The organism is Lactobacillus sp. MRS-253-APC-2B (genome assembly GCF_012843675.1).
Classification (GTDB): domain Bacteria; phylum Bacillota; class Bacilli; order Lactobacillales; family Lactobacillaceae; genus Limosilactobacillus; species Limosilactobacillus pulli.
The window spans coordinates 63,322-84,187 of record NZ_JABAFO010000004.1 but is presented as its reverse complement, the minus strand read 5'-3'; the positions used below and the strand labels follow the sequence as shown (position 1 = coordinate 84,187).

At 46.0% G+C, this 20,866-nt stretch carries 20 protein-coding genes; 6 read left to right on the top strand and 14 right to left on the bottom strand.

Features of this window, described 5'->3' with window-relative positions:
• Window position 1: 1 nt before the first annotated feature.
• Window positions 2-934, bottom strand: coding sequence for an ABC transporter ATP-binding protein (locus HF864_RS03595; RefSeq protein WP_169461740.1), 933 nt, complete (start codon window positions 932-934; stop codon window positions 2-4).
• Between the two features lie 202 nt (window positions 935-1,136).
• On the opposite strand from HF864_RS03595, the gene HF864_RS03590 reads away from it, so the two are divergent.
• Window positions 1,137-1,580 (top strand): Rrf2 family transcriptional regulator, encoded by a 444-nt coding sequence (locus HF864_RS03590; RefSeq protein WP_169461739.1) that lies wholly within the window; start codon window positions 1,137-1,139, stop codon window positions 1,578-1,580.
• On the top strand, window positions 1,577-2,437 hold the full coding sequence (locus HF864_RS03585) for an NAD(P)H-binding protein (protein ID WP_169461738.1): 861 nt from the start codon (window positions 1,577-1,579) through the stop codon (window positions 2,435-2,437). Before HF864_RS03590 ends, HF864_RS03585 begins: the two co-directional genes overlap by 4 nt.
• A gap of 209 nt (window positions 2,438-2,646) precedes the next feature.
• Here HF864_RS03585 and HF864_RS03580 read toward each other — a convergent pair whose 3' ends face one another.
• The 3 genes from HF864_RS03580 to HF864_RS03570 all read right to left on the bottom strand — a co-directional run bounded on the left by HF864_RS03580 (window position 2,647) and on the right by HF864_RS03570 (window position 5,221).
• On the bottom strand, window positions 2,647-3,153 hold the full coding sequence (locus tag HF864_RS03580; protein ID WP_169461737.1) for a cupin domain-containing protein: 507 nt from the start codon (window positions 3,151-3,153) through the stop codon (window positions 2,647-2,649).
• Between the two features lie 79 nt (window positions 3,154-3,232).
• The gene (locus tag HF864_RS03575; protein WP_169461736.1) at window positions 3,233-4,576 is read right to left on the bottom strand and encodes an FAD-dependent oxidoreductase; all 1,344 of its coding nucleotides are present in this window, start codon (window positions 4,574-4,576) and stop codon (window positions 3,233-3,235) included.
• Between the two features lie 159 nt (window positions 4,577-4,735).
• Entirely contained in the window at window positions 4,736-5,221 is a 486-nt protein-coding gene (locus HF864_RS03570; RefSeq protein WP_169461735.1) for a flavodoxin, read from the bottom strand.
• Window positions 5,222-5,550: 329 nt separating this feature from the next.
• Between HF864_RS03570 and HF864_RS03565 the strand changes: the two genes are divergently transcribed.
• Both HF864_RS03565 and HF864_RS03560 read left to right on the top strand, forming a co-directional pair.
• A complete protein-coding gene (locus HF864_RS03565; protein ID WP_080890476.1) occupies window positions 5,551-5,715 on the top strand; it encodes an LPXTG cell wall anchor domain-containing protein in 165 nt (54 codons plus the stop codon).
• Between the two features lie 22 nt (window positions 5,716-5,737).
• On the top strand, window positions 5,738-6,979 hold the full coding sequence (locus tag HF864_RS03560; RefSeq protein ID WP_169461734.1) for a glycosyltransferase: 1,242 nt from the start codon (window positions 5,738-5,740) through the stop codon (window positions 6,977-6,979).
• A 67-nt stretch (window positions 6,980-7,046) separates the two neighbouring features.
• Here the strand turns inward: HF864_RS03560 and HF864_RS03555 are convergent, their stop codons facing one another.
• Window positions 7,047-9,692: a cation-translocating P-type ATPase gene (locus HF864_RS03555; RefSeq protein WP_169461733.1), complete on the bottom strand. Its 2,646-nt coding sequence runs from the start codon at window positions 9,690-9,692 to the stop codon at window positions 7,047-7,049.
• A 197-nt stretch (window positions 9,693-9,889) separates the two neighbouring features.
• On the opposite strand from HF864_RS03555, the gene HF864_RS03550 reads away from it, so the two are divergent.
• The gene (locus HF864_RS03550) at window positions 9,890-10,306 is read left to right on the top strand and encodes an arsenate reductase ArsC (protein WP_169461732.1); all 417 of its coding nucleotides are present in this window, start codon (window positions 9,890-9,892) and stop codon (window positions 10,304-10,306) included.
• Between the two features lie 270 nt (window positions 10,307-10,576).
• Window positions 10,577-11,893 (top strand): MFS transporter, encoded by a 1,317-nt coding sequence (locus tag HF864_RS03545; RefSeq protein WP_169461731.1) that lies wholly within the window; start codon window positions 10,577-10,579, stop codon window positions 11,891-11,893.
• A 96-nt stretch (window positions 11,894-11,989) separates the two neighbouring features.
• On the opposite strand, the gene HF864_RS03540 is transcribed toward HF864_RS03545, so the two are convergent.
• The 9 genes from HF864_RS03540 to HF864_RS03500 form a co-directional block, all read right to left on the bottom strand.
• Window positions 11,990-12,448 carry a helix-turn-helix transcriptional regulator gene (locus HF864_RS03540; protein ID WP_169461730.1) on the bottom strand — a complete coding sequence of 153 codons (459 nt, stop codon included), beginning with the start codon at window positions 12,446-12,448 and terminating at the stop codon, window positions 11,990-11,992.
• 427 nt (window positions 12,449-12,875) lie between these two features.
• Entirely contained in the window at window positions 12,876-13,394 is a 519-nt protein-coding gene (locus HF864_RS03535; protein ID WP_169461729.1) for a shikimate kinase, read from the bottom strand.
• An 11-nt stretch (window positions 13,395-13,405) separates the two neighbouring features.
• The gene (locus HF864_RS03530; RefSeq protein WP_169461728.1) at window positions 13,406-14,254 is read right to left on the bottom strand and encodes a prephenate dehydrogenase; all 849 of its coding nucleotides are present in this window, start codon (window positions 14,252-14,254) and stop codon (window positions 13,406-13,408) included.
• Window positions 14,251-15,552: a 3-phosphoshikimate 1-carboxyvinyltransferase gene (gene aroA, locus HF864_RS03525; protein WP_169461727.1), complete on the bottom strand. Its 1,302-nt coding sequence runs from the start codon at window positions 15,550-15,552 to the stop codon at window positions 14,251-14,253. The genes HF864_RS03530 and aroA overlap by 4 nt, the downstream gene beginning before the upstream one ends.
• 13 nt (window positions 15,553-15,565) lie before the next feature.
• Window positions 15,566-16,732 (bottom strand): chorismate synthase, encoded by a 1,167-nt coding sequence (aroC, locus tag HF864_RS03520; protein WP_169461726.1) that lies wholly within the window; start codon window positions 16,730-16,732, stop codon window positions 15,566-15,568.
• A 44-nt stretch (window positions 16,733-16,776) separates the two neighbouring features.
• Entirely contained in the window at window positions 16,777-17,037 is a 261-nt protein-coding gene (locus tag HF864_RS03515; RefSeq protein ID WP_169461725.1) for a chorismate mutase, read from the bottom strand.
• Between the two features lie 3 nt (window positions 17,038-17,040).
• A complete protein-coding gene (locus tag HF864_RS03510) occupies window positions 17,041-18,234 on the bottom strand; it encodes an MFS transporter (protein WP_169461724.1) in 1,194 nt (397 codons plus the stop codon).
• A 455-nt stretch (window positions 18,235-18,689) separates the two neighbouring features.
• Window positions 18,690-19,553, bottom strand: a complete 864-nt coding sequence (gene thrB / locus HF864_RS03505; RefSeq protein ID WP_169461723.1) for a homoserine kinase — start codon at window positions 19,551-19,553, stop codon at window positions 18,690-18,692.
• 11 nt (window positions 19,554-19,564) lie between these two features.
• Window positions 19,565-20,848 carry a homoserine dehydrogenase gene (locus HF864_RS03500; RefSeq protein WP_169461722.1) on the bottom strand — a complete coding sequence of 428 codons (1,284 nt, stop codon included), beginning with the start codon at window positions 20,846-20,848 and terminating at the stop codon, window positions 19,565-19,567.
• Window positions 20,849-20,866: the final 18 nt, after the last annotated feature.

Below are 20,866 nucleotides of genomic sequence, written 5' to 3'. Positions count from 1 at the left end.
CTTATCGATCCTCTCTTTGCCCTAAATAATGCAGCAGATCAGTTGTCTGAATTCTAAAACCCTGCCCCTGGTATTGAAAGCAAAGCCAGCCAGCCGTGTCAGGCGTAAGACTTGCCAGTTCAGCTACCGTAGTGACGACGGCAGATTGATCAGCAGCTGGTGTTTTTTGCACTAGTTTGGACGATAAGAGCGCGGTCATGGTGCCCAATCTTGGCCGCGCCGTTGCAAAAAAGGTACCGACAAACCGATTGGCTGGCCGTTCCAAAATCTCATTTGGCGTGCCAACCTGCTGCAGTTGACCATCATTGATCACGGCAATCCGATCGCCCAACCGCAGTGCCTCTTGCATGTCATGGGTAACAAAAACAACAGTTGTCTTTGACTGACGATGCAGCTTTAACAACAAATCTTGCTGTTGAGTACGTAAAACCGGATCAAGCGCGCTGAACGATTCATCCATTAAGATAAGCTGGGGCTGCGTGGCCATTGAGCGGGCGATGGCTACGCGCTGCTGCTGACCACCCGAAAGCTCATCGGGATGCCGATCGATAAAATCACTAGCTGGTAGGCCAACTTGATCAAGCAGCTCCATCGAACGTTTGCGCCGATCTTTTTTATTGACGCCCTGCTGCTCAAGCTGAATGGCAATGTTTTCGCCAACCGTTAGATTAGGAAACAGACTGCTGCTCTGTAATACGTACCCCATATGCAGACGCAGCTCGCGCAAGTCATAGTCTTTGACGCGTTTTTCATTCAAATAGACATTGCCAGTAGTCGGCGCTGTCAGCCGGTTGATCATTCTAAGCAGCGTGGTTTTGCCGCTGCCGCTAGGACCAACTAAGACGAACAGCTCACCATCGTTGATCGTTAAGTTAATGTTTTTCAAGATAACATCTTGGCCGTATTGCATGCCGATCGCTTCGTATTTAATCAATCTAATCACCATCTTCATTTGATGTAACCATTAAAGTTTCTTTTTGCATTCTACTCGATCTTGGAAGCTTTGTAAATCAATAAGTTCTAATCTAAGTTATTTGTGGGCACAATTCGGAACGCACTGCTTATTTTTATTGCTTTCTCAAGTTGAATCAGCTATATTAGATATGACTAATATAGTTACAACGGGAGATGATTATTTGAAGGTTTCCACTCGATTCAGTGACAGCATTCATATCTTGGCTTTTATCTGCATCTATCAAGGAAAAATCAAGCTTTCCAGTACTAATATCGCCAGTTCGCTGGAAACTTCGCCGGTGGTCGTTCGCCGTTTAATGGCATCCCTTAAGGAAGCTGGACTCATCAAAACTCAGCATGGCACCCCCGACCCCGAGCTGCTGGTGGACCCTAAAAAAATCACGCTTTTGGATGTCTACCTAGCAACCGAGGGAGAAACGCCGCTTTTTACCATTGATCACAATACCAATCCACAATGTATCGTAGGCGGCAATATTCAACCAACACTAGAAGATTATTATCGTCATGCCGAAACAGCCGCCAAAGCTAAGCTGCAGCAGGTTACGCTTCAAGACGTTATTGATACGATTTTGGTTAAACAAGCAGAAAAGGAAGATCAATCATGAAATATACCATTACCGGAGCTACTGGACATCTAGGCCGCAAAGTAGTTGAACAAATGAGTCGTTTAGTTGACGTTAGGGAGATTCGCCTGGCTGTCCATACGCCTAGCAAGGCCCAGAACTTTTTGGATCAAGGCTATGAAGTCGTAAAAAGCGATTACTATGATGTTGATTCAATGACCAAAGCATTTGCCGATACCGACGTCTTGATCTATATTCCAAGCATCACCTATGACGTTGCCAACCGCGTGCTGGAATTTGAAAACGCGCTAAAAGCAATGCAGAAGGCGGGCGTTAAAAATCTGGTTGATGTCAGTTTCATTGCCGACCAGCCCAATAATCCTTTCCAGATGGCGGGATATTATGCCTACCTGCCCGCTCGGCTCGCTGGGACCAAACTGAACTACGCGGTCGTCAAAAACTCATTATATGCCGATCCACTGGTACCCTACTTGCCAGAATTAATCGAACGGAAAAACATAATCTATCCAGTAGGCGATCAAGCCATGAGTTTTATCACTCGCAATGACAGTGCCGAAGCAATTGCCAATATCGCCTTCAAGCCTTATCTGCGTGATCACCGGCAAGTCTATCTGCTGACGCAAAAGCAGAATTATAATATGGTTGAACTCAGTCGCATCATGACAGAGGCGACGAGCCAGGAGATTGGCTATGCCCCAGTCTCTTTGCAGAAGTTTGCCGACATCTATCGTGCTGAAGGCGATGGTGATGAACTGGCATCAATGTATCATGCTGCTGCAATGGGGTTGATGAATGCCGTCACTGATGATTTCCAACACATCACTGGTCATGAGCCCATGCCGATGGATCAGTTCTTGCAGCAAAACTACCAACGCTGATTGACAGCTTGATTTTTCCAATCGTTTTACTGCGCGCATGCTGCAAACAGCACCAACCTATTCGATATATAAAAAAACACTCAGTCAGTCCAAAAACTGCTGAGTGTTTTTAATCTAATTATAGTGCTTTTTCATAAGATTCCAGTTGTCAGTGGCTGGCCTCGAAACCAAATAGTGCCGCAGCAAACTTGCTACGGCGCTGTTTGGTACTATTCAGTTGGTAGTTTTTGGTACGCCACCCGTTTGATTACCTCAGCTTGCTTCGGATACTTAGCCAACAGCTGGTCTTGAGTAAACAATTCAAAGTCGTGATAGTCAAAGCCCGGTGCTACGGCACAACTGACCAGCCCAAACGACGAATCGTCCAAGACCTCAGAACCAAAAATCGTTCCCGCTGGTACCCGAAACTGCAGCTGTTCGCCGTGTTCAATATCGCGGCCTAGGCGTACGGTTTCATAAGTGCCATCTGGATAAAAGCAGTGAACGACAATTGATGAGCCATCATGGAAATACCATAATTCATCATGAAGCAGCCGGTGCAGATGCGATGGCGAGCCCCCGTCCAGAATAAAATAGATTGAAGTGTACTCGTAACGGCTGGCCAGGGATGTTTCATCATAACGCGTCTTGGCACTATGATAAACTTGACGATACCAACCACCTTCTGGATGTGGCGTCAGGTTGAGCTTTTCAATATATTCGTCTTTAGTCGGCATGACATCAACCTCGCTTTTTTCTTTTATTGTAGCAAAGTTCGGCCATTTGCGCGGGCTGATCGTCAAAAAATTATCCTGCTTATTTTACTGGAGCCTTGAAAAGATCGTTCAGCGCCTCAGACATGGTAGGATGCGTAAAGATCATGTCGCGCAACGTTTCATATGGTAGCCCCGCCTTCATCGCTAGCGCAATCAGATTGATCGTTTCATGGGATTCAGCAGCATAAAGCGTCGCGCCCAGAATCCGATGCGTGTCGCGCTCAACGATTGCCTTGTAGATTCCCCGCTGGTCCTCTAACACGCGCGCCTTAGGGATGGCCTTGACCGGCAGTTTGAAGACCAGATAGTCCTTACCGGCAGCTTGAGCCTGTCGCTCGTTGATCCCTACGTTTGCCAATGGCGGCGTCAAAAACGATGCGGTCGGCACGACGTTACGATCGGCAGTCGTTCGCTTACCTTCACCAAACAGCTGGTCTTTAACAATCCGGAAATCGTCAAGCGAAATATAAGTAAACATTGGCCCACCATTGACGTCACCTAAAGCCCAGACGTTGGGTACCGTAGTCCGAAGCCGCTCATCAACTTGAATGGCATCGCGCTTGGTCAGAGCAATGTCGGTATTTTCTAGTCCCAGTCCATCGATGTTAGGACGTCGCCCAGCAGCTACTAGCACGGCATCAAACTCGGCCTGCCGTTTTTGGCCAGCTTGTTGATAGGTTAATAAGACCTGCTGCCTGTTATCTGTCGCGCTGGTTAACTCAGCATTCAGCTCAATCTTGATGCCGAGATTGGCAAGGTCGTTCGTTACCTCTGCCGCGACATCTGCATCTTCGCGACCCAAAAGCTGAGCATGATGATCAAGAATAGTTACCTCGCTGCCATATGAATTAAACATTTCGGCAAATTCCAGACCAATATAGCCACCGCCAATAATTGCCAAGCGTGCCGGCTTTTTGGCAAGTTCCATGGCTTCTTTAGAACTGACGATGCGCTCGCTGGGAATCAGTCCCGGAACTTTTGGCCAGACCGGCGTGGCACCAGTATTGACAAAGACGCGCTCGGCAGCAACTTGTCGCGTAGTACCATCAGCCATGGCGACTTTTAGCTCATGGTTGCCGACAAAACTGGCCTGGCCATTCCATACCGTTGCCAACGGCTCATCCGCAACCATGTGATAGTTTTTGTTCCGCAGCTGCTTGGTCATCGTTCCTCGTTTGGCAACCGCGTCAGCAAACTCAAGATGACGCTGGCCATTGATAATCATATTTTTAGACGGCAAGCAGCCAACGTTGATGCAGGTCCCACCATACATCTGATTCGAGCGCTCAATCAGCAGCACTTCTTCATCATGCTGCGCCAAGAACTTAGCCAGCGTCTTACCAGCCTTGCCAAAGCCAATTACCACGTTTTTAAATTTTTCCATTGTCGATCATCCTTTCGCCAATTCAAAATAATTGATGTTTCTGCTTACTATAAATAAGTGAATATCAAAAAGCAATCAATCTGCTCAAAAATGACCAAAAAAAGATGCCGGACCAGACTCTTATTAAAGAGTGGCTCAGCACCATTTTAAGAGAACCAATCAATTGAGATTAAGCTGCTTTAACCAGGCATCCATCTGCGCGTCATTGTTTAAAACGGCTCCTGGCAAAACTTGAACGGCAGCATTATTTTCCTTAACGGTTCGTTCCAGATAGCTTTGCGCGCGATCAAAACCAGAACTGCCGGAAGTTGCGAAACCAGCCAGTTGCTTGCCATCAAGCGGTAGATGATCAATCAGGTCGGCAATCAGACGCGGTGGAATCCCCCACCAGATTGGAAAGCCAATCAAGACCGTATCATAACTGCTAATGTCAGGCAGGTCATCTTTAATCGCAACACGGCTGGCATGCTGATGCTGTTCAATTGACGTGCGTGATTGGGGATCATGCCAGTCCAGATCGGCTACTGAATATGGCTTTGCAGCGTGAATCTCAAATAAATCCGCCCCAAGCTTTTGTGCAACTTTTTCCGCGCGCTGCTTGGTTGTATTGGTAGCCGAAAAATAAAATACGATACTTTTGCTCAAAATAGTCAGCCCCTTTCATCTTACTTACTTTTAGTATAATGCTAAGGACTGCGAAGTTAAAATATTTATTCTGTATACTAATCTATACGTTTTTTTAAGTTTATCTATGAAATATCGTAAAAGCGCTCGCTTGTGCAAAGACATCTTTATTCAACAAATATCAATCAGTAGTTTCCAATAAATGCCGAATTTGTCAATTTAATTTTTTAATCCATAATGTGATTTAGATCACTATTAAGACATATTTAAGTTTTAGTTCAAAAATAGTTCAAACATTCTCGCTATACTTTAGTCATAGTCGAAACAGCAATGACAAGGAGGTTTAATCTATGTACTCTAACTTATCTAAAGGTTTGATGGCTACTCCATTAGCCGCCGTTTTACCACAGACAGGTAATACCGTGAGCACGATTTTTGCCGCTGCCATTGGTATTTTGATGACGATCCTGGCCATAACGCTGATTGTGGTTGAGATCAAGAAGCGATCCTCTTAATCTTTAAAAAAGGAGGATCATCATGAAATTCAGCCCGGCATTGATCATTGCCATTACGATATTTGCGCTCAGTATTTTGGCAGTCGGCCGCATCTTAATTGGCTTGATTGTATCAAATCTGCATCAGATCAACAGCCTTGATCGACAGCAGATCAGCCAAAAGCCAGCTGATCACCGTTTCTCTGTGATAATTCCCGCGTTTAACGAAGAAAAGTTTATTCGTCGGGGCGTTGAGTCTGTCTTAAAGCAGACTTACCCTAATTTTGAGGTGATCGCGGTTGATGATGGCTCCAGTGATAAGACAGGGATGATTTTGGATCGATTAGCCAGACAGCATCCTCAGCTGCGTGTCATCCATCAACATAATCAAGGCAAGTCGGTTGCAATCAATCATGCCTTAAAAAAATTTGCGACTGGTGATCTGATCATGGTACTTGATGCCGACTCATATTTAACACCAACCGCGCTGACAAACATGGCCCTGCGTTTTGATGATCCCAGACTATTGGGAGCCAGTGCGAACGTTCGTATTACGCATCCCCATAATCTATTGGAATACGTCCAAAAAGTCGAATACCTGCTTGGTTATCGGCTAAAGGGATCTGAGGAGCTTTTGGGAATCGAGTATATCATTGGCGGTGTTGGCTCAACTTTTCGCAAGTCAGCCATGCTGGAAGTCGGTGGCTATGACACTGATTCGATCACTGAAGACATCGATTTTACGATGAAGATGATCGCTCATTTTGGCAACAGCAATCGGCAATTTGGCTATGCCGATGACGTTATCGCCTATACGCCGCCAGTCAGCCGCTTTTCTCAGCTGCTTAAACAGCGCTACCGATGGAAACAAGGTCGTTTTAAGGCTTTGTTCAAGCATCGTCGCGTAATTTTTAATCGTGATGCCAAGTACACTTTCTCACTCGCCTTTTGGAAACTGCCAAAAGTTTTCTTTGAAGAATTCTTAATGCTGATTGAACCACTGCTGCTGCTTTGGATTATCGGTATTATTCATCACTTTGCCGATTTCTCAACGATCTTCGCGATTTTGGGCCTCTACTATCTCTTTGCAATGGCAACATTCATACCAGAAGAGCTTAAATTCTGGGAACGGATCCGACTGATGATGGTCGCGCCACTAGCCTACCTGATTCTATACGTGATCAATATCGTTGACTGGATCTCGCTGATGCGCTGCTTATTTAACATGAAGCGCATTGTCAACAATGAAGATAAAACAGCTAAATGGCAGCACGTTGATCGTTAAAAACGACTGACAAACCAATAAAAGCCTCAAGTTCTGAATTTAATCAGAGCTTGAGACTTTTTTACGTTTAATTTTTTTGATGACGCTGAATTGCCTTAACGATTTCAACAATCAAAACCATCAAAAGGCCAGCTCCAATTACGATACCCCATTGAGCAAGATCTAATTCCGTGGTATGGAAAATCGGATTTAAAGTTGGAATGAAAATCGTGCCGGCTAAAAGCAGCGTTGAACTTAGGATTGCCCAGTTAAAGTAGCGATTCTTAAATTCCCCCGTCTTAAAGATCGTTCCTTGCAACGACTTACAGTTGCAGGCGTGCAGCAACTGAATCAATCCTAAGGTAATGTATGCCATCGTCAGTGCATCGGCATGAATCAGCGCGGCTCCTTGATGAACTGGGTATAAAATGCCTAATGCATAAACGCCCAGTGTCAGCAACCCTTCCAAGATTCCTTGGTAGATAATATTAAAGCCGACGCCATGAGCCAAGAAGCTGCCTTGATTGCCCCGCGGCTGATGTTTCATAACATCGCCTTCAGCAGGTTCAACCCCTAACGCAATAGCAGGGAATGTATCAGTTACCAGATTGATCCATAAAATTTGCACCGGTGCCAGAATTGACCAGTTCATGATCGTCATGATTAAAAGCGTCAAGACTTCGCCAAGGTTGGCTGAAAGCAGATACTGGATCGCTTTTTGAATATTGGCAAAGACTTTGCGCCCTTCCTTGACCGCGGCAATGATCGTAGCAAAATTATCATCAGCTAATACGACGTCAGCCGCGTTTTTAGAAACCTCGGTCCCGGTAATTCCCATACCAACGCCGATATCAGCAGTCTTTAGAGCCGGGGCGTCATTCACGCCATCACCAGTCATGGCAACGACCTTGTCATGCGACTGCCAAGCTTTGACAATCCGAACCTTATGCTCAGGCGCAACTCGTGCATAAACCGAGTACTGTGCTACCTGATCCTTTAATTCCTGATCACTGAGCGCGTTAAGTTCCTGACCAGTAATCGCACCGGTTTCATCACCAGGCTCAATGATTCCCAGACGTTCAGCAATTGCCCGTGCCGTTGTCTTATGATCACCAGTAATCATTAATGGCCGAATTCCAGCTTCCTTAGCCTCTTGAATGGCAGCCTTGACTTCAGGACGCGGTGGATCAATCATCCCTGACAGCCCAATAAAGATCAGTGATTGTTCAACCAACGCCGGATCAGTACTTTGACATTCTTTTTCAGTCAGTGGCCGGTATGCATAGCCAAGCACCCGCAATGCCTGCTTAGCTAAATGGTGATTGGTTTTAAGAATGCGTTCACGATCGTCATTGGTCAGTTCTCGCACCTGTTCGCCATCCAAAATGCGATTTGCCCGTGTCAGCAGTTCATCGACCGCCCCTTTTAGGTAGAGCGTCGGCTGCTTATCATTAACGGCTACTGACATCAATTTACGTTCCGAATCGAATGGCCATGAATTAAGGCGTGGATAGCGCTGCCTAAACTCATCGATATCAAGCCCTTTATCGATATAAAATTGCCACAGCGCCGTTTCGGTCGGATCGCCCAATAATTCTTTTTGACTGCCCCGCTCAGCATCATTAGCCAGAATCATTGCCTTGGTCAACGGCGAGTCAGCGTCAACTTTAAAATCAGGTGCAGCCGTAACTTGACCGTTCAGCATCAGCTGTTCGATCGTCATCTGATTTTTGGTCAGGGTTCCAGTTTTATCGGAAGCAATGATTTCAGTAGCTCCCAGCGTTTCAACGGCCTGCAGCTTACGAATCAGCGCGTGCCGTTTAGCCATCGCTTGGGTCCCTAAAGCCAGCGTAATGGTAACGATGGCTGGCAGCCCTTCCGGAATTGCTGCAACGGCCAGTGAGATGGCGGTCAGCAGCATATCCAGCGGCGACTCGCGCTTAGTCAGCATTCCCAGCGCGAAAATAATGACGGCGATTGCCAAAACCAGCACACTAAGAATTTTGCTGAGATGGGTAATGTTGCGCTGCAATGGCGTTACAGTCTGTTCGGCACTGTTCAGCATCTGGGCGATCTTGCCAACTTCGGTATCCTTACCAGTAGCAACTACGACTGCCTCGGCTGTGCCCGCCGTCATACTGGTATTCATAAAGCCCATGTTATGCTGATCCCCTAGAGCAGCCGATTCAGCATCAATTACCGCCTCATCTTTGGTTACGGCAACTGATTCACCAGTCAGCGCTGCTTCTTCGACTTTGACGTTTTGCGTCTTTAAGAAGCGAACGTCAGCGGGAATAATGTCACCGGCTTCCAAAAGAATCACGTCGCCAACGACCAGCTCCTTGCTGGAAAGCTGGGCAATCTGGCCATCTCGTCTGACGCGAGTGGTTGGTGTGCTCATTTTTTGCAGCGCATCAATGGCATTCTCGGCCTTAGTTTCCTGAAAGACTCCAAATGCAGCATTTAAAACCACAACTAGCAAAATAATAATCGTATCCGAAAGTTCACCAGCAAAAGCTGCGACAATTGCCGCAACAATTAAAATCAAAATCATCAGATCTTTAAACTGAGCGATGATTCTTTGCCAAAGCGTAACCTTTTTTCCTTGCGGCAATTCATTGGGACCATTTTTCTGCAGCCGCTCCATGGCCTCAGTTGTCAGCAGCCCTTGTGGCGTTGCCTTAAGTCGTTCCAAAACCTGCAAGGTGGTTTGACGATAAAATTGGTCTTTCATAGACGTTAAACCCCTCTCTGTATTTGATACTTCCTTTTTACAACACAAGCATAACATTTACCGAATTAATATGGTAGGGGTTACATTGGTAGATTTAGCAAAAAAGCATAGCGAAATATTCCAAAAATCTCACAGCTGGTTGTCAAAAACGAAGCACCTTATTAAAATTAAACAAAAACGAAAATGAGGATGTTCCATTGACTAAACCTAAAATCGCGTTTATTTGCACGCATAATGCTTGTCGCAGTCAGATTGCCGAGGCGCTAGGAAAAAAACTTGCCGGGGATATTTTTGAAAGTTATTCGGCAGGTACACAGATTAAAGATCAAATCAATCCAGATGCCATCCGCTTGATGAAAAAAATCTATGGCATTGATATGGAAGCATCAAGACAATATAACAAGACGCTTGACGCACTGCCAACGGTTGACGGTATCGTTACCATGGGTTGTGGTGTAAAATGTCCCTATTTGCCGGCTAAATGGCGGGTCGATTGGGGACTAAACGATCCAACTGGCCAAGCCGATGAAGAGTTTATCAAAGTCATCAACCAAATTGAAAAAAATATTTTGATGCTCAAAGATAAGATTAAGCAAGGTGTTAGCTATCCATAATGCCTTAACTTATAATCAATTTCCAAAAACGTCTTGACTAGGCTGCCTGGCTTGGTCAAGACGTTTTATTCTTTGCAGGTACTCAAAATTCTTAAATTCTACTACTTCAAAATCATCAGCTGCAAGCGTTGCCATTACGAGCAATTGATCATTCTGGTTCGCTAAATGCTTAATTATCATTGTTATTGGTTTAAGACTATTAACTTATGCTTTTTAATGCGTTAAGCTATGCCCAATCTTAAAAATCAATTTGAAAGCGAGGTAATTTATATGCAAGCAACTATTCCAACGGAGCAACGCAGTGAACGCCAGATTGCCAGCAACATTTTAAAAGGATCTTTGGGCAATATGATTGAATGGTTTGACTGGTATGTCTATGCCTCGTTCGCCATTTATTTCTCAGGGGCCTTTTTCCCAGCCAATAACCAAACAGCGGAACTTTTGGCAACTGCTGGTGTTTTTGCAATTGGCTTTTTCATGCGGCCGCTAGGATCATTCGTGATGGGCCGTTTTGCAGATCGCAGGGGACGTCGAGCTGCATTGACACTTTCCGTTTCGATCATGGCAGCGGGTTCATTGATTATCGCTTTGGTACCAACCTACGCACAGATTGGCATCTGGTCGCCGATTATTTTGATTGCCACCCGTCTGATCCAAGGTCTGTCGCTTGGCGGCGAGTATGGCACTTCGGCAACCTATATGTCAGAAATGGCATCCCCGAATCGGCGCGGCTTTTACTCATCTTTTCAATACGTCACGCTGATTGGTGGTCAATTGAGCGCATTGCTCGTACAGATTGTTCTGCAAGCTGTCTATACTAGCCAACAGCTGTACGCGTTTGGCTGGCGAATTCCATTTGCCATTGGCGCGGCTGGTGCCATGGTTGTATTATGGCTGCGGCTTTCAATGGAAGAATCCGATCAGTTTAAGAACAGCAACCGTAACAATCGTCAAGCTGGCACGCTGCGACTCTTAGCTCACTATCCAAAACAAGTGCTGACGGTCGTCGGGATGACGCTTGGTGGCACGATCAGTTTCTATACCTACACGACCTATCTGCAACAGTTTATGATCAACACGACCGGCCTTTCCAAAAAAACAGCGGCTATGATCAACTTCTTGGCATTGCTGGTCATGGTTATACTGCAGCCTTTATTTGGTCACCTGTCAGATCGGATTGGCCGCAAGCCATTACTGATTTTCTTTGGGATTGGCGGTACGCTGTGCACGGTTCCACTATTTACGCTGCTGGCTGGCGCGTCAACTGCTTGGGAAGCACTATTATTGATGATTATTGGGATCGTCATTGTTTCTGGTTATACATCGATCAACGCCATTGTCAAGGCTGAGCTTTTCCCATCTGAGATTCGGGCATTGGGCGTGGGCATGCCTTATGGACTTACCGTCGCCCTGTTTGGTGGTACCGTTAACTATATTGCTTTATGGCTTCGTTCCATTCACCTCGAATCTGCTTTCTTCTGGTATGTATCCGGCGCGGTATTTATTTCATTATTAGTCTACGCCTTCGTACTCAAACCAGGGTCGTTGATTGATGAAGAAATGACCGAATCTACAACTACTGATTAAATTGTAAGCATTGATAAGACTGCATGATTTTCAACTGACTATAAAAAAAGAGATCAACGAAATAATTGATCTCTTTTTTTATTTTGCTCAGTTAAGCTATTCTTTTTCTGGCTTAGGCTTAAACGACAGCTTGATCTTACCACCCAGTGTATTGCTAAGCTTTTGCAGATCAACCAAGCTGACGGTTTCAGCCTTGGCATCTTCCAAAGCATTAAGTTCAGCCAATGGGACACCGGCTGCATGACTTAAAGTTTCGCGGGTCCATCCCTTAGCTTGGCGCAATTTGATGATGCGATAGGCTAGCTTGGCAGCCGGATCTAATTTAACGGCTTCTTCCAATGACTTTTGGTGCGCGGCAGCATAAATCAGATTCGTCATCTTCTTTTTAGTCAGACCGCCCTTGACATGACGGGCAAAGAAATCAAGGTTGTCTTGACCGATTTTCTCGCCCAGGTCATTGGTTAATTTATGCATTGCCTGGTAAGAGTCATAGGAGTCGTCCTTCAATTCTTCAAAACGAGCTTCCAGTCGTTTACGGATGTCTTTTTTCTTCATAAGTTAGATCCCCCCTCTGAATTAGGTCAACTAAAGGATATCACTTTAGCAAGCCTTTGTAAGCGGTTTATTGAAGCTGGTTTTAAAAATCCCATGCCTGCTGACATGAGATTCCTTAACCACTGAGGGCTAGCTTGCCCCTGCCAAACAATTGAGCTTGGCAATCGCGGAGGTGAGGAATCGAACCTCACTGCTGGGAGCATTGCCAATAACAGCGTTTAGACCGGCACTCCGCAAATTTGTAAATTCAAGAATTATCTGCCGATGCTTTTAGCATTTTGCGGCATCAAGAGAATTCACCAAAGCTTCAAACAGTATCTTAACGCATCCAAACATTTTTGTCAAACAGACGTTCGCAAAAATGTTAAAACTCCTCGCTCCATTCTTGAAGCAAGGAGTTTTCACAAAACAACTTTGACGTGCTGACTTAGTTTGCTGATATCGGCAAGTTCAAAAAACTAACAATCTCTTCAGCAATCGCCGCTGGACTCAACCCATCCGTTTTGATTGTCAAATCGGCACAGGCGTCGTAATTAACCTGACGCTGGGCTTGCAGATTGGCAATCCCTTTTTCGTCTAAAGACTTAGCCAATGGCCGGCCACTGTCACCGCCAATCCGTCGCAGCGTTTCAGTCGCGCTAGCCTTCAAAAGCACTACCGGCGTCGACGTGTCTTTAAGTATGGTCAGATTGTCAGGACGCATTGGCGTGCCGCCGCCAGTTGCCAAAATGCCCTGATCAGATTTGATAATGTCAGCTAGTGTATCATGTTCTAATTGACGAAAGTATTCCTCGCCATTTTGGGCAAAAATATCAGGAATCGTCATACCAGTACGACGAACGATTTCATCATCCAAATCAGTAACGGGAGCATTCAACATCTTGCCCAGCATTCGACTGACCGTAGTTTTGCCACTCCCCATAAATCCTATCAAAATCAGTTCCATCTTGCTTCCTCCTAATGATCGATTCGTTCACGATCGGCCTTGGCTTTTGAAAAGATGGCAAAGAGCTTTTCTTGGTCATCGTCAGCAATTGCCTGGCGTAGTAACTGCAGTTCATTTAGGCATTCGTCAAGCTGATGAACGATCAGCTCGCGGTTGTTGTGCATGATCGCGCTCCACATTGTCGGATCCGATTTGGCAATTCTGGTCGTTGACTTAAATCCACCCGCGGCCAAAGTCAAAAGTTCAGGATGATCTTTAAAAGTGGCTGCCGATTGGGCAACCAAAGCTGTCGCAATCACGTGTGGAACATGACTGAGTTGGGCAACGATTTTATCGTGCTGACGCGCATGAATCAAGTACCAATTGACGTTCAGCCCGCTTAAAAGATCTTTGAGTTCGGCAATTCCTCTTGAGCCGCTGGTTGGAATCAAAAAGTAGTAAGCGTCTTTGAAAAGATCGATTCGCCCAGCTTGAATGCCTGATTCATGCGATCCAGCCATTGGATGCCCCCCGATAAAGACATCACCACGCTCAATCAGCGGCTGAGCAGCATCAATAATTGTCTGCTTGGTACTGCCGACATCGGTAATGATCACTCCCGGCTTTAGTTCCAATTGCGCTAAGTCATGCAGGTCTTTGACAATTGCCGATACGGGCCCGGCAAGAATAATAAAATCAGCCTGATCAGCTTGGTATAGATTGGTCCCCGCATCATCAATCAATCCCTGCTCAATGGCAAAATCCAGCGTTGCCGTGGAGATATCGCTGCCCACGATACGATATTGAGGATGTTTTTGGCGAATTGCCCGAATCAGCGTGCTGCCGATTAAACCCAATCCTTTGACAAACACCGTCGTCATGCCAGACCGCCTCCTAAAAGCTTTTGCAGATCTTGGAAAAACTTAGGGTATGAAACACTGACCGCATCCGCATGCGCGAGCCGCAGCGGTTGGGGAGCCTTTAATGCCGCAATCGCGTCCATCATACCAATGCGATGATCACCATAGCTATCAAGCTGATCGTTGTTAATTGCCCATTCATTTCTTCCCTCAATGATCATACCGTCTGCGAGCTCTTCAACTTGAACGCCTAATTTACGCAGCTCAGCAACTACGGTTTGAATTCGATCCGTTTCTTTTACCCGCAGCTCTTCAGCTCCACGAATCGAACTGGTTCCATCAGCACAAGCAGCCAACAGCGCGACTAGCGGCAATTCATCGATCACTGCCGGAATATCTTCAGCCTCGATTTGAATCGGCTTAAGCTGACTTGTGGCAATCGTAATATTGCCCAATGGCTCGCCCTTAGTTGGTAGTGCTTCGATCTGTAGGTCAGCGCCCATTTTCTGCAACACATCGATAATTCCAGTTCGAGTTGGATTTAGATTCACCCGTTCCAACTTAATCTTTGAATCAGGAACGATTGCCCCGGCTGTCAAGAAAAAGGCAGCCGAAGAAACGTCACCTGGCACCTCGACCGTTTGCCCTGTCAACTCCGGCTGTGGCATAACATGAATCGTTTTTTGATCAGCTTCCGTTTCAATTTCGGCGCCAAATTGCCGTAGCATGATTTCGGTATGATTTCTGGTTGGCAGTTTTTCAATAATCGTTGATGGCGTATCGGCCTGTAATGCGGCAAAAATCAATGCGCTTTTGACCTGCGCGCTGGCCACTTGCATTTGGCAGTCGGTACCATGCAGCTTTTGACCATAAATCACTGCCGGCAGCGTCCCGTTGTCCGTTAGCTCAACCTGGGCCCCAAAATGGCTTAATGGCTCACTGACCCGTTTCATCGGGCGTTTTTGCAATGAGGCATCTCCAAAAAGTCGCGTCTCAAAGTCACGGCCTGCTAAAATCCCCATCAACAAGCGCGTAGTCGTGCCAGAATTCCCCATATCCAGAGGCTGTGCCGGCTTGTTTAGTGCATCGATTCCATTGCCGTGAATAACAACGGTCCCCCCATCACGTTCGCTTTTAACGCCCATATCATTAAAAGCCTTTAAAGTCGACAGACAATCATCGCCATCCAAAAAATGATGAATTACCGTTTCTCCCTTACTGATTGCTCCCAGCATGACCGCGCGATGTGAAATACTTTTATCGCCAGGTACCGTCAATGATCCATGAAGCCCGTGTGGGGCCGTGGCAAGTTCTTTCATGACGTTTCCTCCTTTAGTATTCGCGCATTTCCTGACGCCAAGCGGCCACTTCAGCCTGCAGACGTTCCAGGCTGGAAGCTTCAAACGCATCCGCAATTGCCTTGGCCAGCTCGATGGCAACGACATTTTCAACGACCAAAGATGCCGGCACGATCGCGGTCGTATCAGAACGCTCAACATTGGCCTTAACTGGTTCATGATTGGTTACGTCAACTGTCTGCAGTGGTTTGTATAAAGTTGGAATTGGCTTCATGGCCGCGTTGATGATAATTGGCATGCCATTGGTCATCCCGCCTTCAAAACCGCCCAAGTGATTACTCAAACGTGAGTAGCCGGTTTCTTGATTCCAACTGATTTCATCCATTACCTGACTGCCCAGCCGGACTGCATTTTCAAATCCGTCACCAATCGAGACTCCCTTCATGGCATTGACTCCCATTACTGCAGCTGCCAGCTTGCCATCTAATTTGGTGTCCCAACTGACGTGACTGCCTAAGCCAGCAGGTACGTTTTCCGCAACCACGCGGATAATCCCGCCTAACGTGTCGCCATTGCGCTTGGTTTGGTCAATCAATTGATGAATCGCCTCAACTTTGGTGTTGTCAATGATTCTTAAGTCATTTTGGGCAATCAGCATTTCAATTGCCTTGACGTTATCAGGTTGTTTGCCGCGAGCATCGATAAAGCCAACCTGCTGTACATAGCCAATAATCGAAATATCCAATGCGGCCAGCAACTGTTCACAGATGTTACCAACGGCCACGCGCATCGCCGTCTCCCGAGCTGATGAACGTTCTAGGACGTTGCGCAGGTCACGATGCCGGTACTTCATGCCGCCAACCAGATCCGCGTGCCCAGGTCGTGGATGGTTCACCTTGCGTACGGTATTTTCTGGCGTAGCTGGTGATGTTGGATTCATGATTTCCGACCAATGTGCATGATCGCGGTTTTTGACTGTCAATGCAATTGGTGAGCCCAATGTTACGCCATGACGGACGCCACCAACAATTTCAACCGTATCATGTTCAATTTTTTGGCGGTTGCCGCGTCCATAGCCTCCCTGGCGAGCAGCCAGCGCCTGGTTGATTTGCTCCACATCCAAGTGCAGGCCTGCTGGGATACCTTCTAAGATTCCGGTCAGCTGTGGTCCATGCGATTCACCGGCAGTCAAGTAGTTCATAAATGTTCCTCTTTTCTAATTTTCCCGTTCCGTATTCAGCATCATTACTCCAGCTTTTTAGCTTCGTCCATAATCGTTTGGAAAATGGCTTGTATTGCCGGCTGCAACGCTTCATCATCGACTTTTGCTTTTAGCCAGTCCAAAACCGCCTGTTCTCGTTTCTCGTCTCTTATTGGCAGCTTGGCAGCCTGCTTGACTACCCCGACTTCTTTAACAATGGCGAAACGCTGCTCAAGCAATTGCACCAGCTTTTCGTCAACGGCATTGATCTGATCGCGCAGTGCGTTTAATTGTGGATTTTCCATTGGTTATCCTTTCTTTTCAGCAGCCATCACAATTGCAGCAACTAAAATTCCAATTCCAGCCATTACCAGATCCCCAGCCATAACAGCTGCCATGTTAATATCGGAAAGCATCCCAGTAATAATTGGCACCGTGAATGAAGCAATGCTGCCAAAGAAGTAGAAGACACCGGTAATCATACCACGGTGGGTTGGGTAAAGTTTCATAAAAATCGTCAGGCCAGTCTGCATAATCCCGCTAGCGGCGCTAAGTCCAAAAGTAAATGAAGCAATCTGCATCAAAAGCGACTGTTCGCTTTGCATGATCACCAGCAATGATACCAAGGCAATCATATTAACGACCAATAGCAGATGCGATTCCTTGACATTGTGTCCCAGTAAGGCAAACAGCACCAAGACGCCGGTAATTGAACCGATACTGTATAGTGAAAGTAAGAAGTGAGCAGCACCATTTGACATGTGCAGCGTTTGTTGCGCAAACATCGTGATCCACTGCGTAAACCAGATCATCAAAGCCATCGATGAGTAGCCGTAGACAACCAACGCGCCGGTCATGACTTTTTTAGCGACCCCTTTGATTTCTGGGTCCTGCTCATTAACGGCGTCACCACTGGCCTGATTAGCGGCTGGGAACTTGAGTGGCAGAATCAAGCAGAAGTTGATTGCCAACATAACAACCATCACCATGAAACTCCAGCCAAACCACATTCCTTGATTAGCCAGAATCGTAACCAGAATTGGCAAGATGAATTCACCAACGGAAACGAAGGCCTTGATTAAAATCGTGTAGGCTCCGTTGCCGCCGTTCATTTCCACGAAAGTCGTGTAAGTACCGGCATCCAATGATGAATTGGCAACCCCTGCCAGAATCGCAAAGGCGTAAGCCAGACCAATGTTTTTGGTAAGCGGCATGCCAAGGGCAAACGCCGCGTAACAAAACATCCCTACCTCAACGAAAAACTTACGACTGATCTTATCCGACAGAAACCCAGTTATCAAGTATGAGATCAAGCGTCCAATGCCGATTCCTGAAATTACGAAGGAAACGATTTTAATTGGCTGATGCCAAGCAGCTCCTAAGCTATTCATGTTTTGGGCTAAAATGATCATCCCCATTCCATGAATCAGGTAGTTAAGGTATAGGCTAACGGAAAGTCGTTGTTTAGCCACTGTATCGACTTGATTTTTTGCAATGTCCATAAGTAATCCCCCTTAGTTAGGTATTAAAAAAGTCAGCCAGTTTCGAGACGCCTGCCTCATCAATCCAGCTGACCTTCTGCACAATACTTTTATGAAGGGATGTACTTAAGGTTGGTTATTTAAAGAAGAAGTGAACTTCGTCTTTGCTGGATTTAGAGATGCCCGGCAAAGACGCGCCAAAATGCGACTCTGCTCAAGCGCTGAACGTCTTGCGTTCGTGCTTGAGCAGCACGAACGCTAAACGAAAGCATAATAAGCAAAGTCGAAATAAAACGCTTGTCGATTTTGGCATTGAAGTTCCATAATTGCTTCCCCTTTCAATAATTGGTTGCTAACATTAAAACACTCTAATCTTATCTCGTCAACCTTTAATTATAAAAAAGATTAATTATTTTTAATCCCCTGATGTTTTAGCTTTTTTGCACAAAAAATGATAGTTCAATTCTCATTTTTAACTAATCAATTACCTGAACACCTTCCGTATCAGGTTCGATTTCCAATAATGGATCACTAAGGCCTGCCTGTAAGAGCAGCTGCTTAAATCGTGGAATTCCTTGTTTGTCAATAATCGTCATAACAGTTGGTCCAGCACCGCTTAAATAGGTTGCCAGCGCCCCAGCTTCGTGTCCAATTTCGCGAATCTTGGCTAGCTCCGGTACCAGTTTGGCGCGCGGCTGCTCATGAAACTCGTCGGCCTCCATCAATTCACCAACCAGATCATAGCGATTGGCAAACAGTCCGGCTACCAAGACGTTAGCAATCGCGCTGCCATGCGTTGCCTGTTTGAGCGTCATGCTGTCTGGCAGTACGGCTCGAGCATCGGCGGTTTTTAGATTATACGAAGGAATGTAGACTGCCAGCGCGTAAGGCAGTAATGGCGCTTTAATGGCGTCAAAATGGCCATTGACATTGGTACCAATCACCAATCCCCCCAAAATTGCTGGTGCTACGTTATCTGGATGCCCTTCAATCTCACAGGCAATTGCTACTTTTTCATCATTACTCATTTGCAGCTGACCAAGCGTATTGGCTAATTCAATTCCGGCTACGATAGCACTGGAACTGCTGCCCAAACCATGAGCAACTGGAATTGCCGACTGCATTTTCAAGTGATGCGGTGTCAGATCCGGTTTGATTTTTAAGGCAGTATCAATGATCATATTGGATTCATCATGCGGCAGATCTTTAAAATCATGATCAATCACCCACTTATCGCTTGGTTCCAACACATCCAGCGTTAAATAAAGTGACACTGCCATGCCGATTGAATCAAATCCTGGACCCAGATTGGCACTGGAAGCTGGCACTTTAATCTGCATAATCATTCCCCCTAGTTTTCCAAAACCTTGTAAGCCGCATTCAGCTTAATCGAGTCGGCATTATGCAGCTGATGTTTAAGCTCAGTCAATTGACTTTGCGACAGCTCATGCGTAATGACGGCAACATGAGCAATCCCTTCATCTTTGATTGGCGACTGTACGATCTGACTGAAGCTGGCTTTAACATCCGCCATGATCTTAGTAAATTTAAGCATCTGACCAGAAACATCCGGCATCGTGAGCGAAAGATAGTATGGGTAGGAAACATCGTCCGGATCTGCCGGTACATACTCATTTTGATAAGTATTGAACGCATGACCGCTGGTGCCCATGATCAGATTCTTGACTTCTGAAGTAATATCACTCAAAACACTGTTGGCAGTTGGCAGTCCACCAGCACCTGGCCCATAAAACAGCGTGTCCCCAACGGCCTTACCGGTAACCATAACGGCATTGAACTCATTGTTGATCGTTGCCAATGGATGATCTTCCGGCACCAAGGTTGGCGCAACATCAACAAAAACACCACCATTGATAACCTTGGCTGAACCGACCAGCTTGATAACATAGCCGAGCGATTCAGCTTGACTGACATCAAAAGCATTTAAAGTGTCGATTCCTTCAGTCTTAAAGTCATCAATCTTAAGCTGCGTCCCAAAAGCAAAGTAGCTCAAGATGATCATCTTGTAGGCCGCGTCTTTACCAGTGACGTCATTGGTCGGATCTGCTTCAGCAAAACCAAGCTCTTGCGCCTTCTTTAGTGCCTCATCATATGTCCAGTGCTTTTGGTTCATCTGGGTCAAAATATAGTTGGTCGTACCATTAACGATCCCTTTAACCTCTAGAATGTTGTCGGCTGCAAAGCTGTTGACGATCGTACGCAGGATTGGAATCCCCCCAGCTACACTGGCTTCATACATCAAGTCACAGTGATTCTCGTAAGCTAGAGCGGCTAGTTCCGGACCGTATGAAGCAATCAAGTCTTTGTTTGCAGTTACAACGCTTTTATGTGCCTTTAACAGACGCTCGATATATTCTTTGGCAGGATGAATTCCCCCAATCAGCTCAACGACGATTTGAATCTCATTATCATTAAGCACTTCTTCAAATTCAGTTGTTAGTTTGATGTCAGCAGCTGCATTTTGGTGCTTTTCTGGATGACGAACCACAACTGTTTTAACTGATAGTTCACGACCAATAATATTGCGAATCTTACTCTCGTTGTTTTCAATCATTTCTAAAACACCAGAGCCGACCGTACCCAGCCCCAGTATTCCCAGTTTGACAGTTTCCATAGCGCTACTCCATTCTCT

Bases quoted from the DNA above. Each gene is read 5' to 3' on its own strand.
- HF864_RS03585 (WP_169461738.1), top strand. From the start codon at position 1,577: ATGAAATATACCATTACCGGAGCTACTGGACATCTAGGCCGCAAAGTA.
- HF864_RS03580 (WP_169461737.1), bottom strand. From the start codon at position 3,153: ATGCCGACTAAAGACGAATATATTGAAAAGCTCAACCTGACGCCACAT.
- HF864_RS03575 (WP_169461736.1), bottom strand. From the start codon at position 4,576: ATGGAAAAATTTAAAAACGTGGTAATTGGCTTTGGCAAGGCTGGTAAG.
- HF864_RS03565 (WP_080890476.1), top strand. From the start codon at position 5,551: ATGTACTCTAACTTATCTAAAGGTTTGATGGCTACTCCATTAGCCGCC.
- HF864_RS03560 (WP_169461734.1), top strand. From the start codon at position 5,738: ATGAAATTCAGCCCGGCATTGATCATTGCCATTACGATATTTGCGCTC.
- HF864_RS03555 (WP_169461733.1), bottom strand. From the start codon at position 9,692: ATGAAAGACCAATTTTATCGTCAAACCACCTTGCAGGTTTTGGAACGA.
- HF864_RS03545 (WP_169461731.1), top strand. From the start codon at position 10,577: ATGCAAGCAACTATTCCAACGGAGCAACGCAGTGAACGCCAGATTGCC.
- HF864_RS03540 (WP_169461730.1), bottom strand. From the start codon at position 12,448: ATGAAGAAAAAAGACATCCGTAAACGACTGGAAGCTCGTTTTGAAGAA.
- HF864_RS03535 (WP_169461729.1), bottom strand. From the start codon at position 13,394: ATGGAACTGATTTTGATAGGATTTATGGGGAGTGGCAAAACTACGGTC.
- HF864_RS03530 (WP_169461728.1), bottom strand. From the start codon at position 14,254: ATGACGACGGTGTTTGTCAAAGGATTGGGTTTAATCGGCAGCACGCTG.
- aroA (WP_169461727.1), bottom strand. From the start codon at position 15,552: ATGAAAGAACTTGCCACGGCCCCACACGGGCTTCATGGATCATTGACG.
- aroC (WP_169461726.1), bottom strand. From the start codon at position 16,732: ATGAACTACTTGACTGCCGGTGAATCGCATGGACCACAGCTGACCGGA.
- HF864_RS03515 (WP_169461725.1), bottom strand. From the start codon at position 17,037: ATGGAAAATCCACAATTAAACGCACTGCGCGATCAGATCAATGCCGTT.
- HF864_RS03510 (WP_169461724.1), bottom strand. From the start codon at position 18,234: ATGGACATTGCAAAAAATCAAGTCGATACAGTGGCTAAACAACGACTT.
- thrB (WP_169461723.1), bottom strand. From the start codon at position 19,553: ATGCAGATTAAAGTGCCAGCTTCCAGTGCCAATCTGGGTCCAGGATTT.
- HF864_RS03500 (WP_169461722.1), bottom strand. From the start codon at position 20,848: ATGGAAACTGTCAAACTGGGAATACTGGGGCTGGGTACGGTCGGCTCT.